The organism is Knoellia sp. LjRoot47 (genome assembly GCF_964253435.1).
Lineage (GTDB): Bacteria > Actinomycetota > Actinomycetes > Actinomycetales > Dermatophilaceae > Knoellia.
Genome location: NZ_CAXUQS020000001.1, coordinates 2,496,509 through 2,516,156, shown reverse-complemented (window position 1 = coordinate 2,516,156; position 19,648 = coordinate 2,496,509). Strand labels below are relative to the sequence as shown.

The 19,648-nt window shown below is 72.6% G+C and carries 14 protein-coding genes and 2 pseudogenes; 9 read left to right on the top strand and 7 right to left on the bottom strand.

Translation table 11 applies throughout. The features are described from left to right. Positions 1–20 precede the first annotated feature (20 nt). Genes ACSQ11_RS12160 through ACSQ11_RS12145 form a run of 4 tightly spaced genes read left to right on the top strand, consistent with a single transcriptional unit; the run spans position 21 to position 4,190 of the window. Positions 21–1,151 carry an energy-coupling factor transporter transmembrane component T gene (locus ACSQ11_RS12160; RefSeq protein WP_436005725.1) on the top strand — a complete coding sequence of 377 codons (1,131 nt, stop codon included), beginning with the start codon at positions 21–23 and terminating at the stop codon, positions 1,149–1,151. Continuing rightward, positions 1,148–2,782, top strand: coding sequence for an ABC transporter ATP-binding protein (locus ACSQ11_RS12155; protein ID WP_436005723.1), 1,635 nt, complete (start codon positions 1,148–1,150; stop codon positions 2,780–2,782). The genes ACSQ11_RS12160 and ACSQ11_RS12155 overlap by 4 nt, the downstream gene beginning before the upstream one ends. Beyond that, a complete protein-coding gene (locus tag ACSQ11_RS12150) occupies positions 2,779–3,621 on the top strand; it encodes an ECF transporter S component (protein WP_436005721.1) in 843 nt (280 codons plus the stop codon). Before ACSQ11_RS12155 ends, ACSQ11_RS12150 begins: the two co-directional genes overlap by 4 nt. A gap of 29 nt (positions 3,622–3,650) precedes the next feature. Continuing rightward, complete coding sequence (locus tag ACSQ11_RS12145) at positions 3,651–4,190, top strand: NUDIX hydrolase family protein (RefSeq protein WP_436005719.1); 540 nt, start codon at positions 3,651–3,653, stop codon at positions 4,188–4,190. 107 nt (positions 4,191–4,297) lie between these two features. Here ACSQ11_RS12145 and ACSQ11_RS12140 read toward each other — a convergent pair whose 3' ends face one another. Further along, entirely contained in the window at positions 4,298–5,065 is a 768-nt protein-coding gene (locus ACSQ11_RS12140; protein ID WP_436005717.1) for a lysophospholipid acyltransferase family protein, read from the bottom strand. An 80-nt stretch (positions 5,066–5,145) separates the two neighbouring features. Next, complete coding sequence (eccCa, locus tag ACSQ11_RS12135) at positions 5,146–9,114, bottom strand: type VII secretion protein EccCa (protein ID WP_436005715.1); 3,969 nt, start codon at positions 9,112–9,114, stop codon at positions 5,146–5,148. 135 nt (positions 9,115–9,249) lie between these two features. Here eccCa and ACSQ11_RS12130 point away from each other — a divergent pair, with 135 nt between their 5' ends. Continuing rightward, positions 9,250–10,854 (top strand): hypothetical protein, encoded by a 1,605-nt coding sequence (locus ACSQ11_RS12130; protein ID WP_436005713.1) that lies wholly within the window; start codon positions 9,250–9,252, stop codon positions 10,852–10,854. 93 nt (positions 10,855–10,947) lie between these two features. Here the strand turns inward: ACSQ11_RS12130 and ACSQ11_RS12125 are convergent, their stop codons facing one another. Continuing rightward, a complete protein-coding gene (locus tag ACSQ11_RS12125; RefSeq protein ID WP_436005711.1) occupies positions 10,948–12,477 on the bottom strand; it encodes a hypothetical protein in 1,530 nt (509 codons plus the stop codon). Positions 12,478–12,494: 17 nt separating this feature from the next. On the opposite strand from ACSQ11_RS12125, the pseudogene ACSQ11_RS12120 reads away from it, so the two are divergent. Continuing rightward, positions 12,495–12,611, top strand: a pseudogene (locus tag ACSQ11_RS12120) (hypothetical protein); the annotation flags it as partial. Between the two features lie 470 nt (positions 12,612–13,081). Here ACSQ11_RS12120 and ACSQ11_RS12115 read toward each other — a convergent pair. From ACSQ11_RS12115 to ACSQ11_RS12100, 4 genes and pseudogenes are all read right to left on the bottom strand, one after another. Next, positions 13,082–13,894, bottom strand: a pseudogene (locus ACSQ11_RS12115) (S8 family peptidase); the annotation flags it as partial. A 134-nt stretch (positions 13,895–14,028) separates the two neighbouring features. After that, positions 14,029–14,664 (bottom strand): hypothetical protein, encoded by a 636-nt coding sequence (locus ACSQ11_RS12110; protein WP_436005709.1) that lies wholly within the window; start codon positions 14,662–14,664, stop codon positions 14,029–14,031. Between the two features lie 187 nt (positions 14,665–14,851). Then, positions 14,852–15,145 (bottom strand): WXG100 family type VII secretion target, encoded by a 294-nt coding sequence (locus ACSQ11_RS12105; protein ID WP_436005707.1) that lies wholly within the window; start codon positions 15,143–15,145, stop codon positions 14,852–14,854. Beyond that, positions 15,145–15,465: a WXG100 family type VII secretion target gene (locus ACSQ11_RS12100; RefSeq protein ID WP_436005705.1), complete on the bottom strand. Its 321-nt coding sequence runs from the start codon at positions 15,463–15,465 to the stop codon at positions 15,145–15,147. The genes ACSQ11_RS12105 and ACSQ11_RS12100 overlap by 1 nt, the downstream gene beginning before the upstream one ends. A 222-nt stretch (positions 15,466–15,687) precedes the next feature. Between ACSQ11_RS12100 and eccD the strand changes: the two genes are divergently transcribed. The 3 genes from eccD (at position 15,688) to ACSQ11_RS12085 (ending at position 19,638) form a co-directional block, all read left to right on the top strand. Continuing rightward, the gene (eccD, locus tag ACSQ11_RS12095) at positions 15,688–17,019 is read left to right on the top strand and encodes a type VII secretion integral membrane protein EccD (RefSeq protein WP_436005703.1); all 1,332 of its coding nucleotides are present in this window, start codon (positions 15,688–15,690) and stop codon (positions 17,017–17,019) included. Between the two features lie 7 nt (positions 17,020–17,026). Continuing rightward, on the top strand, positions 17,027–18,367 hold the full coding sequence (gene eccB, locus ACSQ11_RS12090; protein ID WP_436005701.1) for a type VII secretion protein EccB: 1,341 nt from the start codon (positions 17,027–17,029) through the stop codon (positions 18,365–18,367). Positions 18,368–18,429: 62 nt separating this feature from the next. Further along, positions 18,430–19,638: a S8 family serine peptidase gene (locus ACSQ11_RS12085; protein ID WP_436005699.1), complete on the top strand. Its 1,209-nt coding sequence runs from the start codon at positions 18,430–18,432 to the stop codon at positions 19,636–19,638. Positions 19,639–19,648 lie beyond the last annotated feature (10 nt).

The following is a 19,648-nucleotide window of genomic DNA, read 5'->3' as shown; positions in this document are numbered from 1 at the left end:
CACCCCTGCAGGATGTCCCCATGAGCCCAGCCCTCCCTCGTTCGGTGCACCCGATGGCGTGGTGGGGCTGGGCCATCGGGCTCGCCGTCGCGGTGAGCAGCGTGACCAACCCGTTCCTCCTGCTCACGGGGCTCGGCGTGGCCGCCCTCGTCGTGATGTCCCGGCGGGGCTCCTCGCCGTGGGCCCGCTCGTTCCGCCTCTACCTCTGGCTCGGCGCGTTCATCGTCACGGTGCGGGCCGTGCTCCACGTGCTCGTCGGCCTCAAGTTCGGCGATGTCGTCCTCCTCCCGTTGCCCGAGGTGTCGCTGCCCTCATGGGCCGCTGGCATCAACCTCCTCGGTGACGTCCGGCTCGACGGCCTCGTCTCGGCGGTCACCGAAGGCCTGCGCCTCGCCGTGATGATCGCCTGCATCGGCGCCGCGAACGCCCTGGCCAACCCCAAGCGGCTCCTGCGCACCCTCCCGGGCGCGCTGAGCGAGATCGGGTCGGCGGTCGTCGTGACGATCACCGTCGCACCCCAGTTGGCCGACAGCGTGCAGCGTGTCATGAAGGCCCGGGCCCTGCGCGGTGACACCGCACGCGGCATCCGGGCGCTCCCCCGGGTGGCGCTGCCGGTCCTCGAGGACACGCTCGACCGTTCGCTGCTGCTTGCCTCCGCCATGGACTCGCGGGGCTACGGCCGGCGCGAGGTCGTGACCTCCGGCCAGCGGCTGCTCACCGCTGCCTGCACCCTCGGCGGGCTGCTCGCCAGTGCCGTCGGCATCTACGGCGTCCTCGACGCGACCACGCCCGGGTGGCTGGGCGCACCCGCGCTCGCCCTCGGCGTCGGGCTGTCGCTCACCGGCATCTGGCTCGGCGGGGCGGCCAACGCCCGGTCGACCTACCGGCCGGACCCGTGGCGGTGGGCGGAGTGGCTCACGGTCGCCTCCGGCGCCGCTGCCGCGGTAGCCGTCCAGGTCGTCATGCGCTCGAACGCAGACGCTCTCGGTATGCCGGTCGACCCCCTCGAGGTCCCGGCTCTCCCCCTCGTCGCGGTCGCCGGGCTTCTCCTGGCCGCGCTGCCGGCGTTCCTCACCCCCGAGCCCCCGCCGCCCGCGACCCGTGGCCCGTCGGTGGCCCGCACACCCGCCACCGTGGGAGGTGCCTCATGACCCAGCCGCCCGCCATCGAGCTCGACCGCGTGTCGGTGCGGTTCGAGGACTCCACGGCACCCGTGCTGCGCGACGTCACGCTCCGCATCGACGAGGGCGAGCTCGTGCTCGTCGTCGGACGCACCGGGTCGGGCAAGTCCACCCTCCTCGGCACGATGACGGGGCACGTCCCCCACTTCACCGGAGGCTCGCTCGCCGGTCACGTCCGCATCCACGGCCGTGACACCCGTGACCACCGCCCGCGCGACCTCGCCGACCTCGTCGGCGTCGTCGGGCAGGACCCCCTCGCCGGCTTCGTCACCGACACCGTCGAGGAGGAGCTCGCCTACGGCATGGAGCAGCTCGGCCTCAGCGCCTCCACCATGCGCAAGCGGGTCGAGGAGACCCTCGACGTCCTCGGGATCGCCGACCTGCGCGGCGCGGCGCTCCGCGAGCTCTCCGGGGGCCAGCAGCAGCGCGTCGCCATCGGCTCGGTGCTGACGACCCACCCCAAGGTCCTCGTCCTCGACGAGCCGACCTCGGCCCTCGACCCCACCGGAGCCGAGGACGTCCTCGCGACGATCACCCGGCTCGTCCACGACCTGGCGGTGACCGTCGTCGTGGCCGAGCACCGCATCGAGAGGGTCCTCCAGTACGCCGACACCATCGTCCATGTCGGCGCCGATGGCGTTGTCGCACAGGGCGATCCGGCCGAGGTCATGACCACCGCGGACGTTGCTCCACCTGTCGTCGAGCTGGGTCGCTGGGCCGGCTGGTCGCCGCTTCCCCTGTCCGTCCGCGACGCCCGGCGGCGCGCGTCCGCGTGGCGGGCACTGGCGACACCGCCGCGCCCCGAGGCGCCCGCCACCGGACCCGTCCTTCTCGACGCGCGCGGTGTCGTCGTCACTCACGACGCCGTCGTGGCCGTCGCCGACGTGGACCTCGCGCTGCGCGGCGGCGAGGTCACGGCTCTCATGGGTCGCAACGGCGCCGGCAAGTCGTCGCTGCTCTGGGCAATGCAGGGTTCGGGACCGATGCGGTCCGGTGCGGTGACCCGCCGCGACGACGACGGTGGCGCCGTGGCCGACATGCGCGACCTGGACGCCGCCCGGCGCCGCCGGCACGTCGGGCTCGTCCCCCAGTCGGCCGCCGACCTGCTCTACCTCGACACCGTCGGCGCCGAGTGCCGCCAGTCCGACTCCGAGAGCGAACGCGAGCCCGGCACCTGCCGAGCGCTCCTCGAGAGGCTCGCACCCGGCATACCGGACGACCGCCACCCCCGTGACCTGTCCGAGGGGCAGCGCCTCGCCGTCGTCCTCGCCGTGCAGCTCACCGCCGACCCGCCGGTCCTCCTCCTCGATGAGCCCACCCGCGGTCTCGACTACGCCGGCAAGGCAGCCCTGCGCGGCGCCCTGCACGACCTCACGGCCCGCGGCCGCTGCGTCGTGGTCTCGACGCACGACGTCGAGTTCGTCGCCGAGACCGCCGACCGCGTCGTCGTCATGGCGGCCGGTGAGGTCGTCGCCGACGGACCGACCGCTGACGTCGTCGTCTCGAGCCCCGCCTTCGCACCACAGGTCGCCAAGATCACCTCACCCCAGCCGTGGCTCACCGTCGACGACGTCCGGTATGCCGTGGGGCAGCCGTCATGACCGCCAACGCCCCGTCCGTCGTGGAGCGCTCCGAGCGCACCCGGGCGATCCGGCTCAAACCCCGGTCGGCCGCGGCCATCGTCGCGGTGAGCCTCGCGGGCGTCATCGCCTTCGCGTGGCCGCTGCTCGTCGACCCCGGCACCGCGTTCGCGCACTCGACCGACGCCCCGCTCGTCTTCTCGCTGCTCATGCCGCTGCTGCTCGCGGTGGTGCTGGCGGAAGTGTCCGAGGGCGGCCTCGACGTCAAGGCGATCGCCATGCTCGGCGTCCTCTCGGCCGTGGGCGCCGCGCTCCGACCGCTCGGGGCGGGCACCGCCGGGCTCGAGACGGTGTTCTTCCTGCTCGTGCTGGGCGGCCGGGTGTTCGGGGCCGGGTTCGGCTTCGTGCTCGGCGCGACAACGCTCTTCGCCTCGGCCCTCATCACCGGTGGAGTGGGGCCCTGGCTGCCGTTCCAGATGCTCGGGGCCGCGTGGGTCGGGCTCGGCGCCGGCTTGCTCCCGGCGATGCGGGGGCGTGCCGAGATCGTCCTGCTCGCGGCCTACGGCGCGGTGTCCGGGCTGCTCTACGGGATCGCGCTCAACCTCATGTTCTGGCCGTTCACGACCGGCCTCGACAACGCGCTCTCGTTCGTCGCCGGCGCTCCGGTCGTCGAGAACCTCCAGCGCTTCCTCGTGTTCTCGTTCGCCACGTCGCTGGGCTGGGACCTCGGTCGTGCCTTGACCAACATCGTCCTCGTGAGCCTCACCGGCGGCGTCGTCCTGCGCACCCTGCGCCGCGCGGCCCGCAAGGCCGCCTTCGAGGCGCCCGTCGAGTTCACGCCCGCGAGCCCGCCGACCTGAGCCGTCGGCGCTTTGGCACAATCGCGCCCATGGGTCCCCTCGAACTCGACAACACCCCCGCCTGGCTGAGCCGTGAGGAGCTCGACAGCGCCCGCGAGCGGCTGCCGATCCTCTACGTCGACGCCGTGCCCGTGCGGGTGGACGAGCGCGGTGCCGTGACCGCCGTGGGCCTGCTGCTCCGCGCGTCCGAGGACGGCCGGATCCGGCGCGAGCTCGTCTCCGGGCGCGTGCTCTACCACGAGCGCGTGCGCGACGCTCTGCTCCGGCACCTCGAGAAGGACCTCGGCCCGATGGCGCTCCCTCGCGTCCCCACGTCACCGGTGCCCTTCACCGTGGCGGAGTACTTCCCCACCCCCGGTGTCACGCCCTTCCACGACCCGCGCCAGCACGCCGTGTCGCTTGCGTTCGTCGTGCCCGTCTCCGGCGACTGCGCACCCCAGCAGGACGCCCTCGACCTCGCCTGGCTCACCCCCGACGAGGCCCTCGATCCCGGAGTGCTCGCCGAGATGGAGCGCGGGCACGGCGTCCTGCTCCGCCAAGCGCTCAGCCACCTCGGCCACCCCGTCTGACCCCAAGCCCCACCCGCACCACTCGCACTACACACCCCACGCACCCCACCCGTCACGGCGTCGGGTGGGACTGGCCGGGTGACGGCGACGGTGTGCTGGGCGCGGCGTCAGGACTTGCTGCGGCGCTTGTTGAACTTGTCGGTGGTGCGCGTCATGTCGGCGTTGTCCTGGGCCGCGGCCTCCTCGGGCGTCGGGGCCGTGCCACCGAGCCGGGCGGGGAGGTAGACGAGGTCGTCACCGGTGAGGGGCGGGTAGGCCTCCTGCTGGGCGTGCAGCTGCGCCTCCATGACGGCCTGCAGGCGCACGGTGGCCTCGTTGCGGTTGTCGTCGGGCGAGACGTGGAACGGCTCGCCCACGACGATCGAGATCGGGATGCGGTGACGGCCGAGGTGCTTGGGGAGGTCCTTGGTCCACACGCGCTGCGAGCCCCAGATGGTCGTCGGCAGGATCGGCACACCGGCCTCCTGCGCCATCCGGACGGCGCCGGGCTTGAACTCCTTGAGCTCGAACGAGCGCGACATCGTGGCCTCGGGGAAGACCCCGACGATCTCGCCGTCCTTGACCGCCTGGACGGCGCGCATGAACGAGGCGCGGCCGTCGCGACGGTCGACGGGGATGTGGTGCATCCCGCGCATGAGCGGGCCGGCGACGCGGTGCGAGAAGATCGACTTCTTCGCCATGAAGCGCACGAGGCGACCGGAACGACGAGCCGCGAGGCCGGCATACGTGAAGTCGAAGTAGCCCGTGTGGTTGATCGCCATGACAGCACCACCGGTGGTGGGGACGTGGTCCTCACCCTCGATCCGGAAGCTGATCCCCTGGGCGGCGAAGACGCCACGGGCGGTGGTGATGACCGAGCTGTACACGGGTTCCATGGACCGCAGCCTACGGGTCCGTAGGTTGCGCCGGAAAGCGCGGCGGGGTGACGCCGCGCACGCCGCGCGGCGTCATCCGGTCAGCTGTGCTTGGCGGGGTGCCAGGCGAGCTGGACGACCTGGTTGCCGTTGTCGCGGGTCACGAGGCGACCACGTCCGGCCGGCTGCAGCGAGCCGCGCACGTTGCCGACGAGGGCGCCCTCGTCGGGCGGCGTGCTCAGCTGGATGCCGGGGCTCGCGAGGTCACGCAGGGCCTGGAGGACGGGCTCGTAGCTCGCTCGCGACGCACCACCGGAGCGGCGGGTGACGACGAGGTGCAGGCCGACGTCGGTGGCCTGCGCGAGCAGCGGCACGAGCGGGCGCAGCGGCGACCCGGCGGACGTCACGACGAGGTCGTAGTCGTCGACGAGGATGAACGCCTCAGAGCCCGACCACCACGAACGTGACCGCAGCTGCTCCGGCGTCACGTCCGGACCGGGGAGGCGGGTGCGGAGGAAGGCGGTGAGGCCTTCCATCTCGGCGGTCACCTGCTCCTCGGTCGTCATGTACTCGGCGACGTGGTCCGCCGGCAGCTCGCCGAGCAGAGCCCGGCGGTAGTCCACGACGAACAGCTTGGCCTGGTCTGGGGTGTAGAGGCGGGCGATCTCGCTGGCGTAGCCGCGCAGCATCGCCGACTTGCCCGAGTCGGAGTCACCGAAGAGGTAGAGGTGCGACTCCTCCGAGACGTCGACGCCCACCGGCTCGAGGTTGTTCTCGTCGATGCCGAGCAGGACTCGCTTGTCGCCTGGGCCGGCCTGGGTCCGGATCGCCTCGAGGGTGATCTGCTCGGGGAGCAGCCGGAGCTTGGGACCACGCGGGCCCTTCCACGCAGCCGCGACCTTGGCGACCATGTCGTCGACGCCCTCACCGAGGTCGTCGACCCGTCCCGAGCCGTCGACGCGGGGTATGCCGGCGAGGAAGTGGTGCTTCGTCGTCGTGATACCTCGACCCGGACGGCCCTTGGGCACGTTGGCCGCGACCCGGCGGTCGATCTCGGAGTCGCCGGGGTCACCGAGGCCGAGCTCGACCCGGGTGCCGAGGACGTCGCGGATCTGCATGCGGAAGTCCATCCAGCGCGACGTGGTGATGACGACGTGGATGCCGAAGGTGAGGCCCCGGCCGGCGATGCCGCTGATCGCCTGCTCGAGCTCGTCGAACTCCGCGCGGATCGTGGGCCAGCCGTCGACGACGAGGAAGACGTCGCCGTAGCCGTCGTCGGCCCGGCCCTCGGCGCGGCGGCGGCGGTAGGTCTCGATCGAGTCGATGCCCTGCGCCCGGAAGTAGGCCTCGCGCTTGTCGATGATGCCGCTGATCTCGGCGACCGTACGGCGCACGACGTCGGGCTCGTTGCGGTTGGCGACGCCCGCGACGTGCGGCAGGCCGGCGAACGGCGTGAACGTGCCGCCACCGAAGTCGAGGATGTAGAACTGCGTCTCGAGCGGCGTCGTCGTCAGCGAGATCGAGCTGACCAGCGTGCGCGCGAAGGTGCTGCGCCCGGTGCGCGGTCCACCGACGACCGCCACGTGCCCGGCGGCCCCACCGAGGTTGAGCGCGAACATCTCACGGCGCTGCTCGAGCGGCCGGTCGACGATGCCCATCGGGAAGACGTAGCTGCCCCGGTCGCGCCAGCGGCGGCTGACGAGCCCGAGCTGGGGGTCCGTGGTGAGGTCGCCGAGGAGCTGGTCGAGGGAGTTCGGGACGTCGAGGGGCGGCAGCCACACCTGGTGGGCGGGACGGCCCTTGCCCTTCATGCGGGCCACGGCGATGTCGAACACCGCGCGCGTCTCCTCGGGCTCGTTGCTCGCGACCGGCGCCTCCTCGACGCGCTGGAGCGCCGAGACGGCCTTGGTCGAGGTGAACGGCAGGACCTGCATCGCCGAGCCACCCGTGCCGGCGGTCGAGCGGCGCCGACGGCCCTTCGGCGGTCCGGAGACGTAGGCGGCCTTGAACTTGAGCAGTGTCGTCTGGTCGGGCTTGAGGTAGCCCAGACCGGGCACGGGCGGCAGCTCGTACGCGTCCGGCACACCGATGACCGTGCGGGACTCGCCGGCCGAGAACGTGCGCAGACCGATCCGGTAGGACAGGTGCGACTCGAGGCCACGGAGCCTGCCCTCCTCGAGGCGCTGCGAGGAGAGGAGCAGGTGCATCGACAGCGATCGGCCGAGGCGGCCGATGGCGACGAACAGGTCGGCGAACTCGGGCTTGGCCGAGAGCAGCTCGGAGAACTCGTCGGCGACGATGAGCAGCGCCGGGAGCGGCTCCAGGTCGGCCCCACCCGCCCGCGCCTTCTCGTAGTCGGTGACGTTGGCGAAGTTGCCGGCCGAGCGCAGGAGCTCCTGGCGGCGGGTCATCTCTCCCTGCAGTGCGTCCTGCATGCGCTCGACGAGGGTGAGCTCCTGGCCGAGGTTGGTGATGACGGCCGAGACGTGCGGCATGTCGGCCATGCCCGCGAACGTCGCACCACCCTTGAAGTCGACGAGGACGAAGTTGAGCTGCTCGGACGAGTGCGTCATCGCGAGCGCGAGCACGAGGGTGCGCAGGAGCTCGGACTTGCCCGAGCCGGTGGCGCCGATGACGAGGCCGTGCGGGCCCATGCCCTGCTGGGCGGACTCCTTGATGTCGAGGGCGACGACCTGGCCGCTGCCGCCGACCCCGATGGGGACGCGCAACCGGTCGCGCTGGAGCCGGGGCCGCCACGCGGTCGCCGGGTCGAAGTCGCGGACGTCGCCGAGGCCGAGGAGGTCGACGAGCTCGGTGCTGCTCGTGAGCGCGTCGCGCACCTCGACCTCACCGCTGACGAACATCGGGGCGAGACGGCGGGCGGCCGCCTCGGCCTCGGTGACGCTCATCTGGTCGGCGAGGCCCTTGGCGCCGCCACGGCTCAGGCTGAGGATCTCGAACGGGACCTGGGCGGACGGCATACCCTGCCGCGCAGCGTCGACCGCGAGCCGCAGGGTCGTCGTCGAGTCGAGCTCGCCCCACTGCTCGGGAAGGTCGAGGACGGTGACGCCGAGCACGCCGTCCTCGGTGACGAGCGGGTTGTGCCGCGGCAGTCGCGCGCCGTCGACGATGACGACGACGTGCGGCGTCGGAGGCTGCGCGCTGGGGCCGAAGCGGGGCCGGTCGGTGACGTCGTCGGGGAGGAGCTCGAGCAGCTCGTCGACGGACTCGGCGACGAGACGCATCGGCCCGATCGCGTCGCGCTCACGGGGACTGAGCGCGTGCGGCAGCCACTTGAGCCAGTCCCACTCCTCGCGGGCATCTGGACCGACGAGGGCGGCGACGACGAGCGTGTCGGGCGAGTGCATGACGGCCGCGTTGACGACGAGCGAGCGGGCGAGGGCGCGCGCCGGACCGGCCTCGCCGGTGACCTGGACCCGCGCCCAGGCGGTCAGCGACACCGATGCCGGCAGGCCGTGCTGCACGCGGTGGGTCGTGAGCAGACGGTGCAGACCGGAGGCCGCGACCGGGTCGAGCTGTGCCAGCGGCGGCGTCTCGGCCGGCTCGAGGGTGAGGCACAGCGGCTGCGAGGTCGTGCCCATGCGCACGTGGAGGAAGTCGTCGTCCTTGGGCAGGCGCTCCCAGACCCGGCTCTTCTCCTCGGCGAGCAGCGGCAGCGAGGCCGGCGCCGGGTAGTTCCACAGCCCCGCCTCACGCTGTTTGGCCGCCGCGTCGCGCACGGTGCCGCGCACCTCGGCGAGGTAGGCGAGGTACTCGCGGCGGTTGGAGATGACCTCGGTCGTGTGCTGCTGGCGCTGGCGCACCCCACTGGCGAAGACGAAGCCCAGCGAGGCGACGAGGAACATGCCGGCACCGATGATGCCGCGCGGACCCGGCTGCGACAGCGCGACGAAGCCCATCGAGCCGACGCTGCCGAGCATCGGCACCGCCTGCATGAGGACGTTGCTCAGTCCCTCGGCGGGGGTGATCTCCGGTGGCGGCTGCAGGACGATCCGTCCCGACGGGACGGCCGGCGCCTCCTGGCGCGTGCCTCCGACTGTCGCGGTCACGAGTTCCCTCCCCGAGTGTGCTGATGCCTGGGCCAACCTATACGGCGCGCAGGCAGGATGGAGGTGGCGCACCACGGTGCTCCCCCGCGGCCTATTCTTCGTGATGAACGGGACTTGGGAGAAGAGGGGGACGGTATGCCGGGCACCGACACGTCCGCGGGGCTCCAGATCAGCCTCACCGCGGGTGGGCGCCGCTACGACCTCGTCGTGCCTCACGGCGCCCGGGTCACGGACGTCCTGTCGGTCCTCGGCATCGCCTCGCGGGCCAACCCCCACGCCATCGCCACCCCGAGCGGTCGGGTCCTCGGGCCGCACGACTCCTTCGACGAGACCGTGCCGACCGGGTCGATCCTCAGCGTCGTCCCCGTGACGACCCACGCGGTGACCCGCGACATCCTCAACCTCGACCGCGGACGCAGTGCCGGCGGCGCCCGCTCCAGCGCGCCTGCCGGATCCGGTGGCCGCCACCGTGACGAGCCCGAGCCCCAGCCGAAGCGCTCCGAGGTCGACGAGTCGACCCGGCGGCGGGGTGAGCCGGCCCCGACGCCCGCACCCGAGGTCACCGGGCCACGGCCGGGACTCACCGTCGTGCGCGAGGTCCGCCGGACACCCACGGCCGCTCCGGTCCCGTCGGTCGCGTCCCAGCTCATCTGGCTCTCCGCCGCACTGGGCGCGGTCGTCAGCCTCGTCGCGGGCTGGACGCTCGCGCGCAGCACCGGTCGCGACCCCGGGGGCTTCGCCGTCTGGGGCCTGACGTCGTCGTGGATGCCCACCGTGGCGGCCGGGCTCCTCGCCGTCGGCGCCATCGGTCTTGCCGCCTTGAGCAGCGACCGGTCGCACCGGTTCGCCGCGGCCGCCACCGCCCCCGCCCTCGGTCTGGCGGCCGGCCTCACCCTTCCCCTGCCCAACTCCCCCGGGCGCGAGTCCGTCGCCGTCGTCGTCGGGTGTGCCGTCGCCGTGCTCGCGCTGGCGATCACCCGCTCACGGGTGCGCGTCGACTCCCCCGGCGACCGCACGGTGCTGTCCGCGATCGGTGGCATGGGCCTGCTCGTCGGCCTCGGCACCGTCCTCGACTGGCCCGGCCCGTCGATCGCCGCCATCGTCACCGGCCTCGGGCCGCTGCTCATGCGACTGCTCCCGACGACCAGCCTCACCGTCGACGCCAACCAGCTCGTCGACACCGAGCGGCTCTCGACGACCATCTGGTCGGTGCGCGAGCGTGGGCTCGGGCGGCGCAAGCGGATCACCCGCGGCGACATGCGCGCCCGCTTCGACGCGGCCCGCGAGATCGTCGCGATCGGCACGGCATACCTGTCGCTCACGACGGCCGTCGGCGGGTGGCTGCTCGTCGGCTCGGGCCCCGGCGACGCCGTGACCCGGTGGGGCACCGTCGCCCTGCTCGTGGGCGCCGCCCTGGCCTGCGGCTACCAGTCGCGGTCGGTGCGCGACCGGCTCCCCCGCTACAGCATGCTGGCGGCGTGCGCGTCGCTGCTCCTCGCAGCGGCCTACGCCCTCCTCGCGACGGGATGGTCGGGCGCCACGCTCGTGCTCTTCCTCGTGGCGACGGCCATCGCCTGGGTGAGCGTGCTCAGCTCCTCGGCGATCGTGCGCGGCTACCGCTCCACGCGGATGTCCCGGTTCGCCGACGCCATCGAGACGACGACCGTGGCGCTGTCGCTTCCGCTGGGCATCGTGGCCGCCGGGGGCGTGGAAGCGATCCGGCGGATGACCTCGGGCTGAGGCCATCCGCCGGCTGGTCCTGCTTCGTGCTTCATGCTTCGTGCTTCGTGCGGGGGCGCGGGTCGCACCGTCGTGCTGGTGGTGCGGGTGCGGCTACTGCCAGACCTGAGGGCTGGACTCCTCGGTGCCGTCGTACCAGGTCTCCTCGTCCTCGTGGGTGAGGTTGTCGACGTCCTGGTTCTGGTCCTTGTCGCCCTTGCGTGAGCCACGGCCACCGGCTGCACCGGCAGCCCCGGTGGCGCCGTTGCGGCCGGATCCGCGTGCGGCAGAGCCGCGTCCGTTGGCGCCGGCGCCACTGCGCGCGCCGCCCTTGGCGCCCTGGCCGGACCCGGCGGCGACGCCGCCCTTGCTGTCGAGCTTGGGGACGCCGTAGCGACCCGAGCCGCTCGCACCCTTGACGGACGACGCGCGTCCCGCGGCGGAGCCCCGACCCTGACCGCCGCCGGGGATGACCTGTCCGCCTCGTCCAGCGGTACCGGCCGCCCCACCCGGGCGGAACGACGTGCCGCCACGAGCGCCGGCACCGGTGCCTCGGCCCTGGGCGCCTCCGGCCGGCATGACGCCGCCACCACGGGCACCGAACATGCCTCCACCGCGCGCACCGAGCAGACCACCGAGACCGGCGGCGCCGGTGCCGATGCCACCTGCTGCGATGCCGCCGACACCCATGCCGCCACCGCCGCCACCGCCGTTGTAGGTGGAGGAGCCGCTCGTCGTGCCGGTGGGGCCGCCGGTCGTGCCGGTGACGTCACCGTCGGAGCTGATCGGGTCGACGTAGGTCGGGTCCGGGTCCGGGCCCTCGGGGTCACCGATGGTGATCTCCTCGGGCTGCTCCGGGTTCGGGATCGGGGTCGGGTCGTCGTCGGGGTCGCCACCGGGGTCAGTGGGGCCGATCGTGAATCCGGGGCCGGTGGGCCCGCCGATCTGGTACCCACCGCCGCCCCCCGACGGCGTCGAGGTGCGGGTCGGGTAGTTCGTGCTCGGACCGGGCCCGTTGCTGCTGTAGGGCGTCTCCGACTTCGTCTTGGTCTCGATCGGCATCTTGCCGGTGGCGGTCTGCGTGTCGCTGCCGAGCTGTTCGAGGACCTTCTTGGCCGCCTGGTTGCGCTGCTCCCACTTGGCGTCCTCGGCAGCAGCTGCCGCGTCGGCGTCGGGGACGCTGTACTGGGCCTTGTTCTCCGGCGTCGGCAGGTAGGGCGCGGGCAGACGCATGTGGTCGCTCGGGTCGACGTAGGTCGAGATGCTCGCGACGTCGGAGTACCACCCGGCCTTGGCGTCGCTGATCGCCTGGTAGACCTGCCCGAGGCTCGTGTCGACGTCACCGATCTTGGCGGCGTGCCCGTCGAGGGTGGTGCTGAGCTTCTCGAGGCTCGCGAGGGCGGCCTCGGCCGCGGGACCCTGCCACCCGGCACCCCCGTCGCCCGGCGTCTGCAGCTCGGTCCTGACCTGCTGGACGTCCTTGGCGAGGTCCTCGAGCTGGGTCTTGGCCCCCCGCCAGTCCTCCTGCGTCAACCAGATGGTCGACGTGCTCGTCGAGAAGACCTTGAAGAGCTCGCGCTCGAAGTGCTTGGCCTTGGGGTCGAGCGTGGGGCCGCCCCCACCGCCGTCAGCGATCAACGCCATTGCTGTGCTCCTTCGTCGTGGCGGCGACCCCATCCGTCGCCGCCGTCCTGTCATGGGTGTCGTGGGTGTCCTGGGCCCGGGAGTCGGGCGTGGGCTGCGCGTCCCCGTCGGCGCCGTCGGCGCCGGCCGCGTTGGTCGCGCTGGTCGCGCTGGCTGCACTCGTGCCGCTTCGACGGCCCGTCGCGCGCCGCAGTGCGAGGACGACGGCCGCGAGGACGACGAGGGCGGCCAGACCGGCGAGCAGCCAGGGCAGCACCGACCCGTCGTCGTCCTGGGCGGAGTCCGCGGGACCTGCCGCGTCGGTGGTGGCAGCGGGCGAGGCCTGGGACGAGGCAGCGCTGGAGGCGCCCGCCGAAGGGCTGGCCGAGGCGCTCGGGGAGGTTGCGGCACCGGTCGCTGCGGCGATCTGCTCCGCCGTGGGCTCGACGACGCCCCGGTCCACCACCATCGGGTTGGTGTCGGGGAGCGACTCGACGTCGAGCTTCACGGCGTCCGCCGGGGAGAAGATCCCGAAGCCGTACGACTCGGTCTTGCCCGTCCCCACCGGCAGATCGCTCCCGATTCGCCGGAACCACGTGAAGAACTTGCCGTTCTTGGCCCGCACACCCACGGCCTGGCGCGCCGCCTGGAGGATCTGGTTGCCGGTGGCGCCGGGGTGCGCCGACCAGACGGCCGCGAGCCCACCGGCGGTGATCGCCGTGGCCTGCGAAGCTCCGTCGGCGATGACGTCGCTGCGCCACCCGGACGAGCCCGAGCCCCCGGAGGCGACCTTGCTCCCCGGGGCGGCGAAGTCCAGCAGGGGGCTCTTGCGCAGCGCGCTCGAGTCGAGGTTGCCTTTCTCGTCGACGTGGGTCACGGTGACGACGCCGTTGCCGATCCCGGGCCAGTAGACGTTCTTGGTGTCGTTGTTGGTGGATGCCACGACGATCGCGCCGGCTTTGTAGGCATCGAGCAGCGCGCCGACGAGCTCGGAGTCGTAGTCCACGGACAGGCTGATGCTCAGCACCTTCGCGCCGTCCTTGACGGCCTGACGAATGGCCTCGGCCGTGGCCTTGCCCGACTGGTCGAGGCCCGAGACGTCGAGACGGCAGCCGTCCCGGCCGCCGTCGGTGGTGTCGGCGTAGAGCACGGCGTAGTGGCGCAGCGTCGCCTTCGGCGCGATCCCTGCGATGCCGCGGCCACCGGTGGCCGTGCCCTTGCCGCTGCCGACGATGAACGAGGCCATGCTCGTCGCGTGGTCGGCAGCCGCGCCCTTGGCGCCGGCGGACTGTCGGCCGCCGTCCTTGGTGATGCACTGGGTGGTCGACGAGGCGACCCGACCCTTGAGCTCGGGGACGCTCGCGTCGATCGGCCCGTCGATGACGGCGACCGTCACCCCCTGCCCGGCGCCCGTGCGGTTGAGCTCGTCGACGCCCATCGCGGTCCGCCACCACTGCCCGTCGTCGAGCCGGTCCGCCTGCGCGGCGGGCACGCCGACGAGCGCCACCAAGGCGACCGCCGATGCGACGGCGGCAGCGACGGCGCGTCGCCGGAGCGGACGCGGGGCCATGGTCACGGAAGGTAGGGCGGCTGGGTCTGGAAGACGGTGGGACCGGACGTGGGGCCGCCGGAGGTGGGCCCGTAGGTCGTGCTCACCGGCCCACCGGTCGCCGGTGTCGTGTCACCGGCCGGCATCTCGCCCTCGGACTCGGTGTCCGGGTTCTCGGCCGGGACCTCGCCGCCCTCCGGTGCGCCCGTGCCATCGCCCTCGCCGGTCGGCGGCGGGTTCTCCGCGGCGTCGGCCGTCTCGGCCGCGGTCTGGGCGGACTCGGTCGACGAGGCGGTCTCGTGGTTGCGCGTGCTCTCGAGCGGCCCGTTCTCCCAGCGCTGCCACAGCTCGACGAAGGCCGCGCCGGCCTGGTCGTCTCGGTCCTTCATCTGCTGGGCGGACGTGCGGATCCCCTGGGCCACGGCCTCGAGGTCGGCCTTGGCGCCGCGCATCGTCTCGAGGTAGATCGTGCGGACCTCCTCGAACACCGAGCCGTAGGAGGCGAGGACGGGGAGGTCGCCGAAGGTGCTCTTGTCCGCGAGCGCGTCGCGGATCTTCTTGACGCCCTCGGTGGCGTCCGTGTCCCACTTGGTCTGCTTGGTGTTGGCCAAGGTGGTCATCGTCTCGGTCGGGTACTCGACCTCGTTCTCGCCTGACACGGCTGGTTCCTCCCCTGAACGTTCTCGTGTGCGGTGCTGCGGTGCTGCGCTGCTGCTGTGCTGCGGTGGTGCTGTGCGGTGACGCTGTCCCCGCGGTCGCGGTGGTGCCGGGGCACTCTCCCCGACGCGGTCCGTGCCGGCACCCCGCGATGGGGTGCCGGCACGAGATCACGTCATGACCTGGAGGTCAGGACCAGCTGTTCTTGTTGCGGAGCTCACCGGCGAGGTAGGCCTCCTTGGACTGCTCGACGGCCTTCTTGATGTCGAGAAGCAGCTCGTTGAGGTCCTGGACCTCGGTGCCCCACTTCTTCTTGACCTCTTCGAAGGCGCCCTTGGCGCCGGCTTCCCACTCGCCCATGTGCGGACGGAGGTCGCTCTCCATGTCGGAGACCTTGGTCTTGAGGTCGTTGACGCCCTTGACCATGTCGCCGATCAGGGTGTCGAGGCCGCCACTGCCGACCTTGATGTTCTGGCCACTCATCACTTGCCCCCCATCTGCGAGCTGTACTTGCTGAGCAGGTCGGACGACATCTGGTCATCCGCCGTGTACTGCTTGTCGTTGCTGACGAGGTTCTCGCGGAAGTGGTCGAGGATGTCGACCAGGTCCTGCGCCTGGGTCGTCCACGCCACCTGCACGTTCTGGAACGCGCCGGCGCCTGCACCCTCCCAGTGCGCCTTCACCTGCTCCATCTGCCCCTGCAGCGTGCTGAGCTTCTGCTTGAGGTCCGTCCGCGCCTGGTCGACGATCTGGGCGCTCTTGCCGATGGAACCTGCGCCAACCTTGAAATTCTGGCTTCCCATGTCACTTCCCTTCTCTCCTGGTCCTAGGGACCTAGCGGTGGTCCTCCCGACCACTCATGGTGGTTGGACCCCGGCCGAAGTCGATCCCCCGAAGTCCTGACAGGGAAGACCATACGGTGGTGATTGCCCTCGGCCAATGGGGAGAACTCCCCGTCTATGCTCGGGTCGTCCGGCGCTGCGGTGCGGGAACCAGAAGTCATGCACCATCGGGGAGGAACACTCGTGAGCCAGAGCACGGCTGCGTCGCTCGTTCGGCTGTCCGTGTCGTCGGGGACCCGACGCGCCGACCTCGGCATCCCGGGGTCGATCCCGGTCGCCGAGATCATCCCGGACCTCGCCCGTGAGCTGGGCGTGCTGGAGCCCCACTCCGCCAGCCTCGGCTACCGCCTGCTGCGCGCCGACGGCTCACAGGTCGAGAGCGACAGAAGCCTTGCGGCACAGGGCATCGAGGACGGTTCGGTCCTGGCCCTCGAACCCAACCGGGCCGACGGCGACAAGGTCTATGACGACGTCGTCGAGGCGGTCGCGGACCTCGTCGAGACCCAGTTCACCCCGTGGACCGCGGCCAACAGCGCGGGCACCGCGGTGGGTGCGTCGGTCGTCCTCTTCCTCGCCGCGGCATACGCGCTCTTCACCGCGCGCGACAGCGGCATCCTCATCGCGGCCCTCGCCGGCGTGTGCGCGCTTCTCCTCGTCGGCGCATCGGCCGTGCTCGCCCACGTCCGCAAACAGCCTTCTGCCGCAGTCGCGCTCGCGCTCACCGCGGTCGTGTATGCCGGTGTCTCCGGTTTCGCGGCCGTCCCCGACGCCGCTCTGTGGGGCGAGGGCCTGCTGTATGCCGGCGCCGGAGTCGCCGTCGTCGGTGTCCTCGGCGCGGTGGCCGTCACCCGCCACCAGCTGCTCGTCGGTGCGACTGCCGCCGTCGGGCTGGCGATGATCGCGCTCGGCGCGCTGAGCCACTACGTCGGGTGGAGCCTGACCACCGTCGCCGCTGCGGTCTTCATCGTCGCGGCCCTCGTCGGCAACGTCCTGCCCTGGGTCGGCATCTCGACCAGCCGGCTCACGACGCACCCGCCCAAGACCGACCTCGAGATCTTCGAGGACGTGCCCGAGGTCGAGCGCGACGAGGTGCGCCGCCAGGTCGCTGCCGGCCACGAGCTCATCGTCGCGCTGGGCGTCGCCAGCGCCGCCGTGATGATCCTGTGCACCCCGCAGCTCGTCGCCGCCGGCGCCTCGGGCGCGATGCTCACGTTCGTCGGGTTCGTCGCGACCCTGCTCCGCACGCGGCACAGCCGCACCCGGGTCACGGTCCTCATCGCGATGATCGGTGGCATCACCGGCCTCGCCGTCGCCTCCGTCTCTGCGGCGCAGACGCACCCCGACTGGCGCCCCCTGCTGGCCCTCGGGCTGGCCGGTGCCGCCGCGGTCGTCGTCGCCCTGGCGCTCGTCCTGCCCCGCACCCGGGTCCAGCTCGGACGCGTCGCCGACGCCATCGAGGGTGTCGCCCTCGTCGCCCTCTTCCCGCTGGCGGCCCTTGCCGTCGGACTCCTCTGAGCGCGCCGTGGCCACCAAGAAGGACCTCGTCGAGGCCCAGTCGTTCAGCAAGCGCCGGCTCACCACCGCCTTCGTCAGCGGCAGCCCGGGCGGCCGCGAGGTGGAGCCGCACCGCCCGATGAAGGCGGTCATCGGCGGTCTCGCCCTCACGGTCGTCCTCGTCATCGGCAGCATGGCGTTCGGCTGGCTCAAGGGGTCGCTGCCGCAGAACTGGGGTGACAACAAGCTCGTCATCGCCAAGACCAGCGGCGCGCGCTACGTCTCCATCAAGGAGACCCTGCACCCCGTCCTCAACACGACGAGCGCCCGGCTGCTCATCCCGGCCAACAGCTTCGAGGTCATCACCGTCGCCGACGACAAGCTGGCCAAGCAGAAGCGCGGCGCCACGATCGGCATCCTCGGCGCACCCGACTCGCTCACCCCGCCGGACGCCCTCACCAACAGCGGCTGGGTGTCGTGCCTCGGCTCCGAGGGCGGCGTGACGACCGCCGTCGGCGCCTCGGCCAAGAGCGCCACCGCGACCGACGGGGCCACCGTGGTCACCACGGGCCGGGAGACCTTCGTCATCGCGGGCGGCATGCGCTACCCCGTCCCGGCACAGAACCTCTCCGCCGTCATGCTCGCGCTCGGCCTCGACGGGAGCCCGCCGCAGGCCGCTCCCGCCGTCTGGACCAACCTCTTCGCCCTCGGCCCGACTATGGACAAGCTCACGCTGCCCGAGTTCGGCAAGCCCTCGCCGGGTCTGCCGCCCGGCGCGACTGTTGGCTCCGTGCTCGCCGTCGCCAACGCGGGACAGGATGCCCGCCGCTACCTCGTCAACGCCGCCGGAGAGCTCGAGCCGCTCCCCGACCTGGCGCACGCCCTCTACCGGCTCGGGTCGGGCAGCACTACCAAGGACCTCCCGGTCACCCCCGCCCAGGTCACCCAGCTCGAGGTCCGGCCGCAGCGGCTCGCTCCCCCGGACTGGCCCTCGGCGCTGCCGACGCCCGTCGCGGAGGCACCGTGCGCCACGCTCACCACCGCGCGCGGCGCCGCGCCCGAGGTCGAGCTCTCGACGTCGACCTCGCTGCGGCCCGAGGCGTCCGGTACCAAGACGACCGTCGACCTGGGCACCGGCGCCCTGGTGCGCGCAGTCGGCGCCGGGTCGAGCGGAGCGGGACCGCTTCTCGCGATCGACCAGACGGGCACCTCCTACGCGATCGACGCGTCCACGCCCGACCTCCTCGAGCGTCTCGGCTACCGACCCGAGGACGTCGCACCCGTCCCCCAGGCGTGGTCCGAGCTCTTCCGCACCGGGCCCGAGCTCAGCGTCGAGGCGGCCCAGACCACCGTGGCCGCCGCGTCGTGACGCACCGCTCCCTGAAGCCCCGGCCCGCGGCGGACCGCGTGGAAAGCCCCCGACGCGTGGTGATGCGCCGTCGCGTCCTGACCGCGACCGGCGCCGTCGCGCTCGTCGCGGGCAGCGTCGTCGCCCCCGTGGGGAATACCCCCGCCCACGCGGAGGCCCGCGAGTGCACCGAGGGTGTCACCCGGTTCGTGCCGGAGGCCCCACCGGCCGTCGCCCGCCTCGGGGCCGCCAAGGCGTGGTCCCTGTCCACCGGCAAGGGGGTCGTCGTGGCCGTCGTCGACTCCGGTGTCGCGGCCAACAACGTCCACTTCCCCAAGGGCTCGGTCCTCACCGGCAAGAGCTTCGTGGGCGGCCCGGCCACGACCGACGAGTCGGGTCACGGCACCGCCATCGCCGGTGCCATCGCCGCACGCGACATCGGCGAGAAGTCCGGGGTGGTCGGCATCGCCCCCGGCGCGACGATCCTCCCCGTCAAGATCACCGGTGGTGAGAACGGCGGCGACGAGGAGCAGCAGCGCTCGGCCAACCTGGCACCGGGCATCGCCTGGGCCGTGTCCGCCGGCGCCGACGTCATCAACCTGTCCCTGTCGACGACGGCCAACCGCGCCGACCTGCGGGCCGCCGTGGCCGCAGCGGTCAAGGCCGGGGTCGTCGTCGTCGCCTCCGGTGGCAACCGCGAGCAGGCCGCCGACGCCAAGGACGGGCTGCGCTACCCGGCGGCCTACCCCGGCGTCATCGGGGTTGCCGCGACCAACGGCGCCGACGTCGTCACCCCCAACTCCATCCGGGGCCCGCAGGTCGACCTGGCCGCGCCCGGTGACAACGTCGTCTCCACGTTCCGCTCGTGGGGCGACTGCGTGTTCTCGCAGGAGCAGCAGTCGAGCAGCTATGCCACCGCCTACGTCGCCGGCGCCGCCGCCCTCCTGCGCCAACGGCTGCCCCAGGCCTCTCCCGCCGTCATCGCCCACCGGCTCGAGGCGACCGCGTCCCGGGGCTCTCGGACCGTGCGCAACGACGTCGCCGGCTGGGGCGTCGTCCAGCCCTACGAGGCGATGACCACCGTTCTCGACGAGAGCGTCGCCGGTCCCGTGGCACCGGGCGGCGTGGCCCGTCCGACTCCGCCCCCGGCGGTCTCGAGGATCGACCTCACACCGGCGCCGGACCCACGAGCGCCCGACCGTGGCGCCGTCCTCTGGCTCCTCCTCGGTGTCGGCGCGGCCGTCCTCGCACTCGGCATGACCCGCATGCTGCGCCAGCCGCAGGGCTCCTGACGCGGTCCCG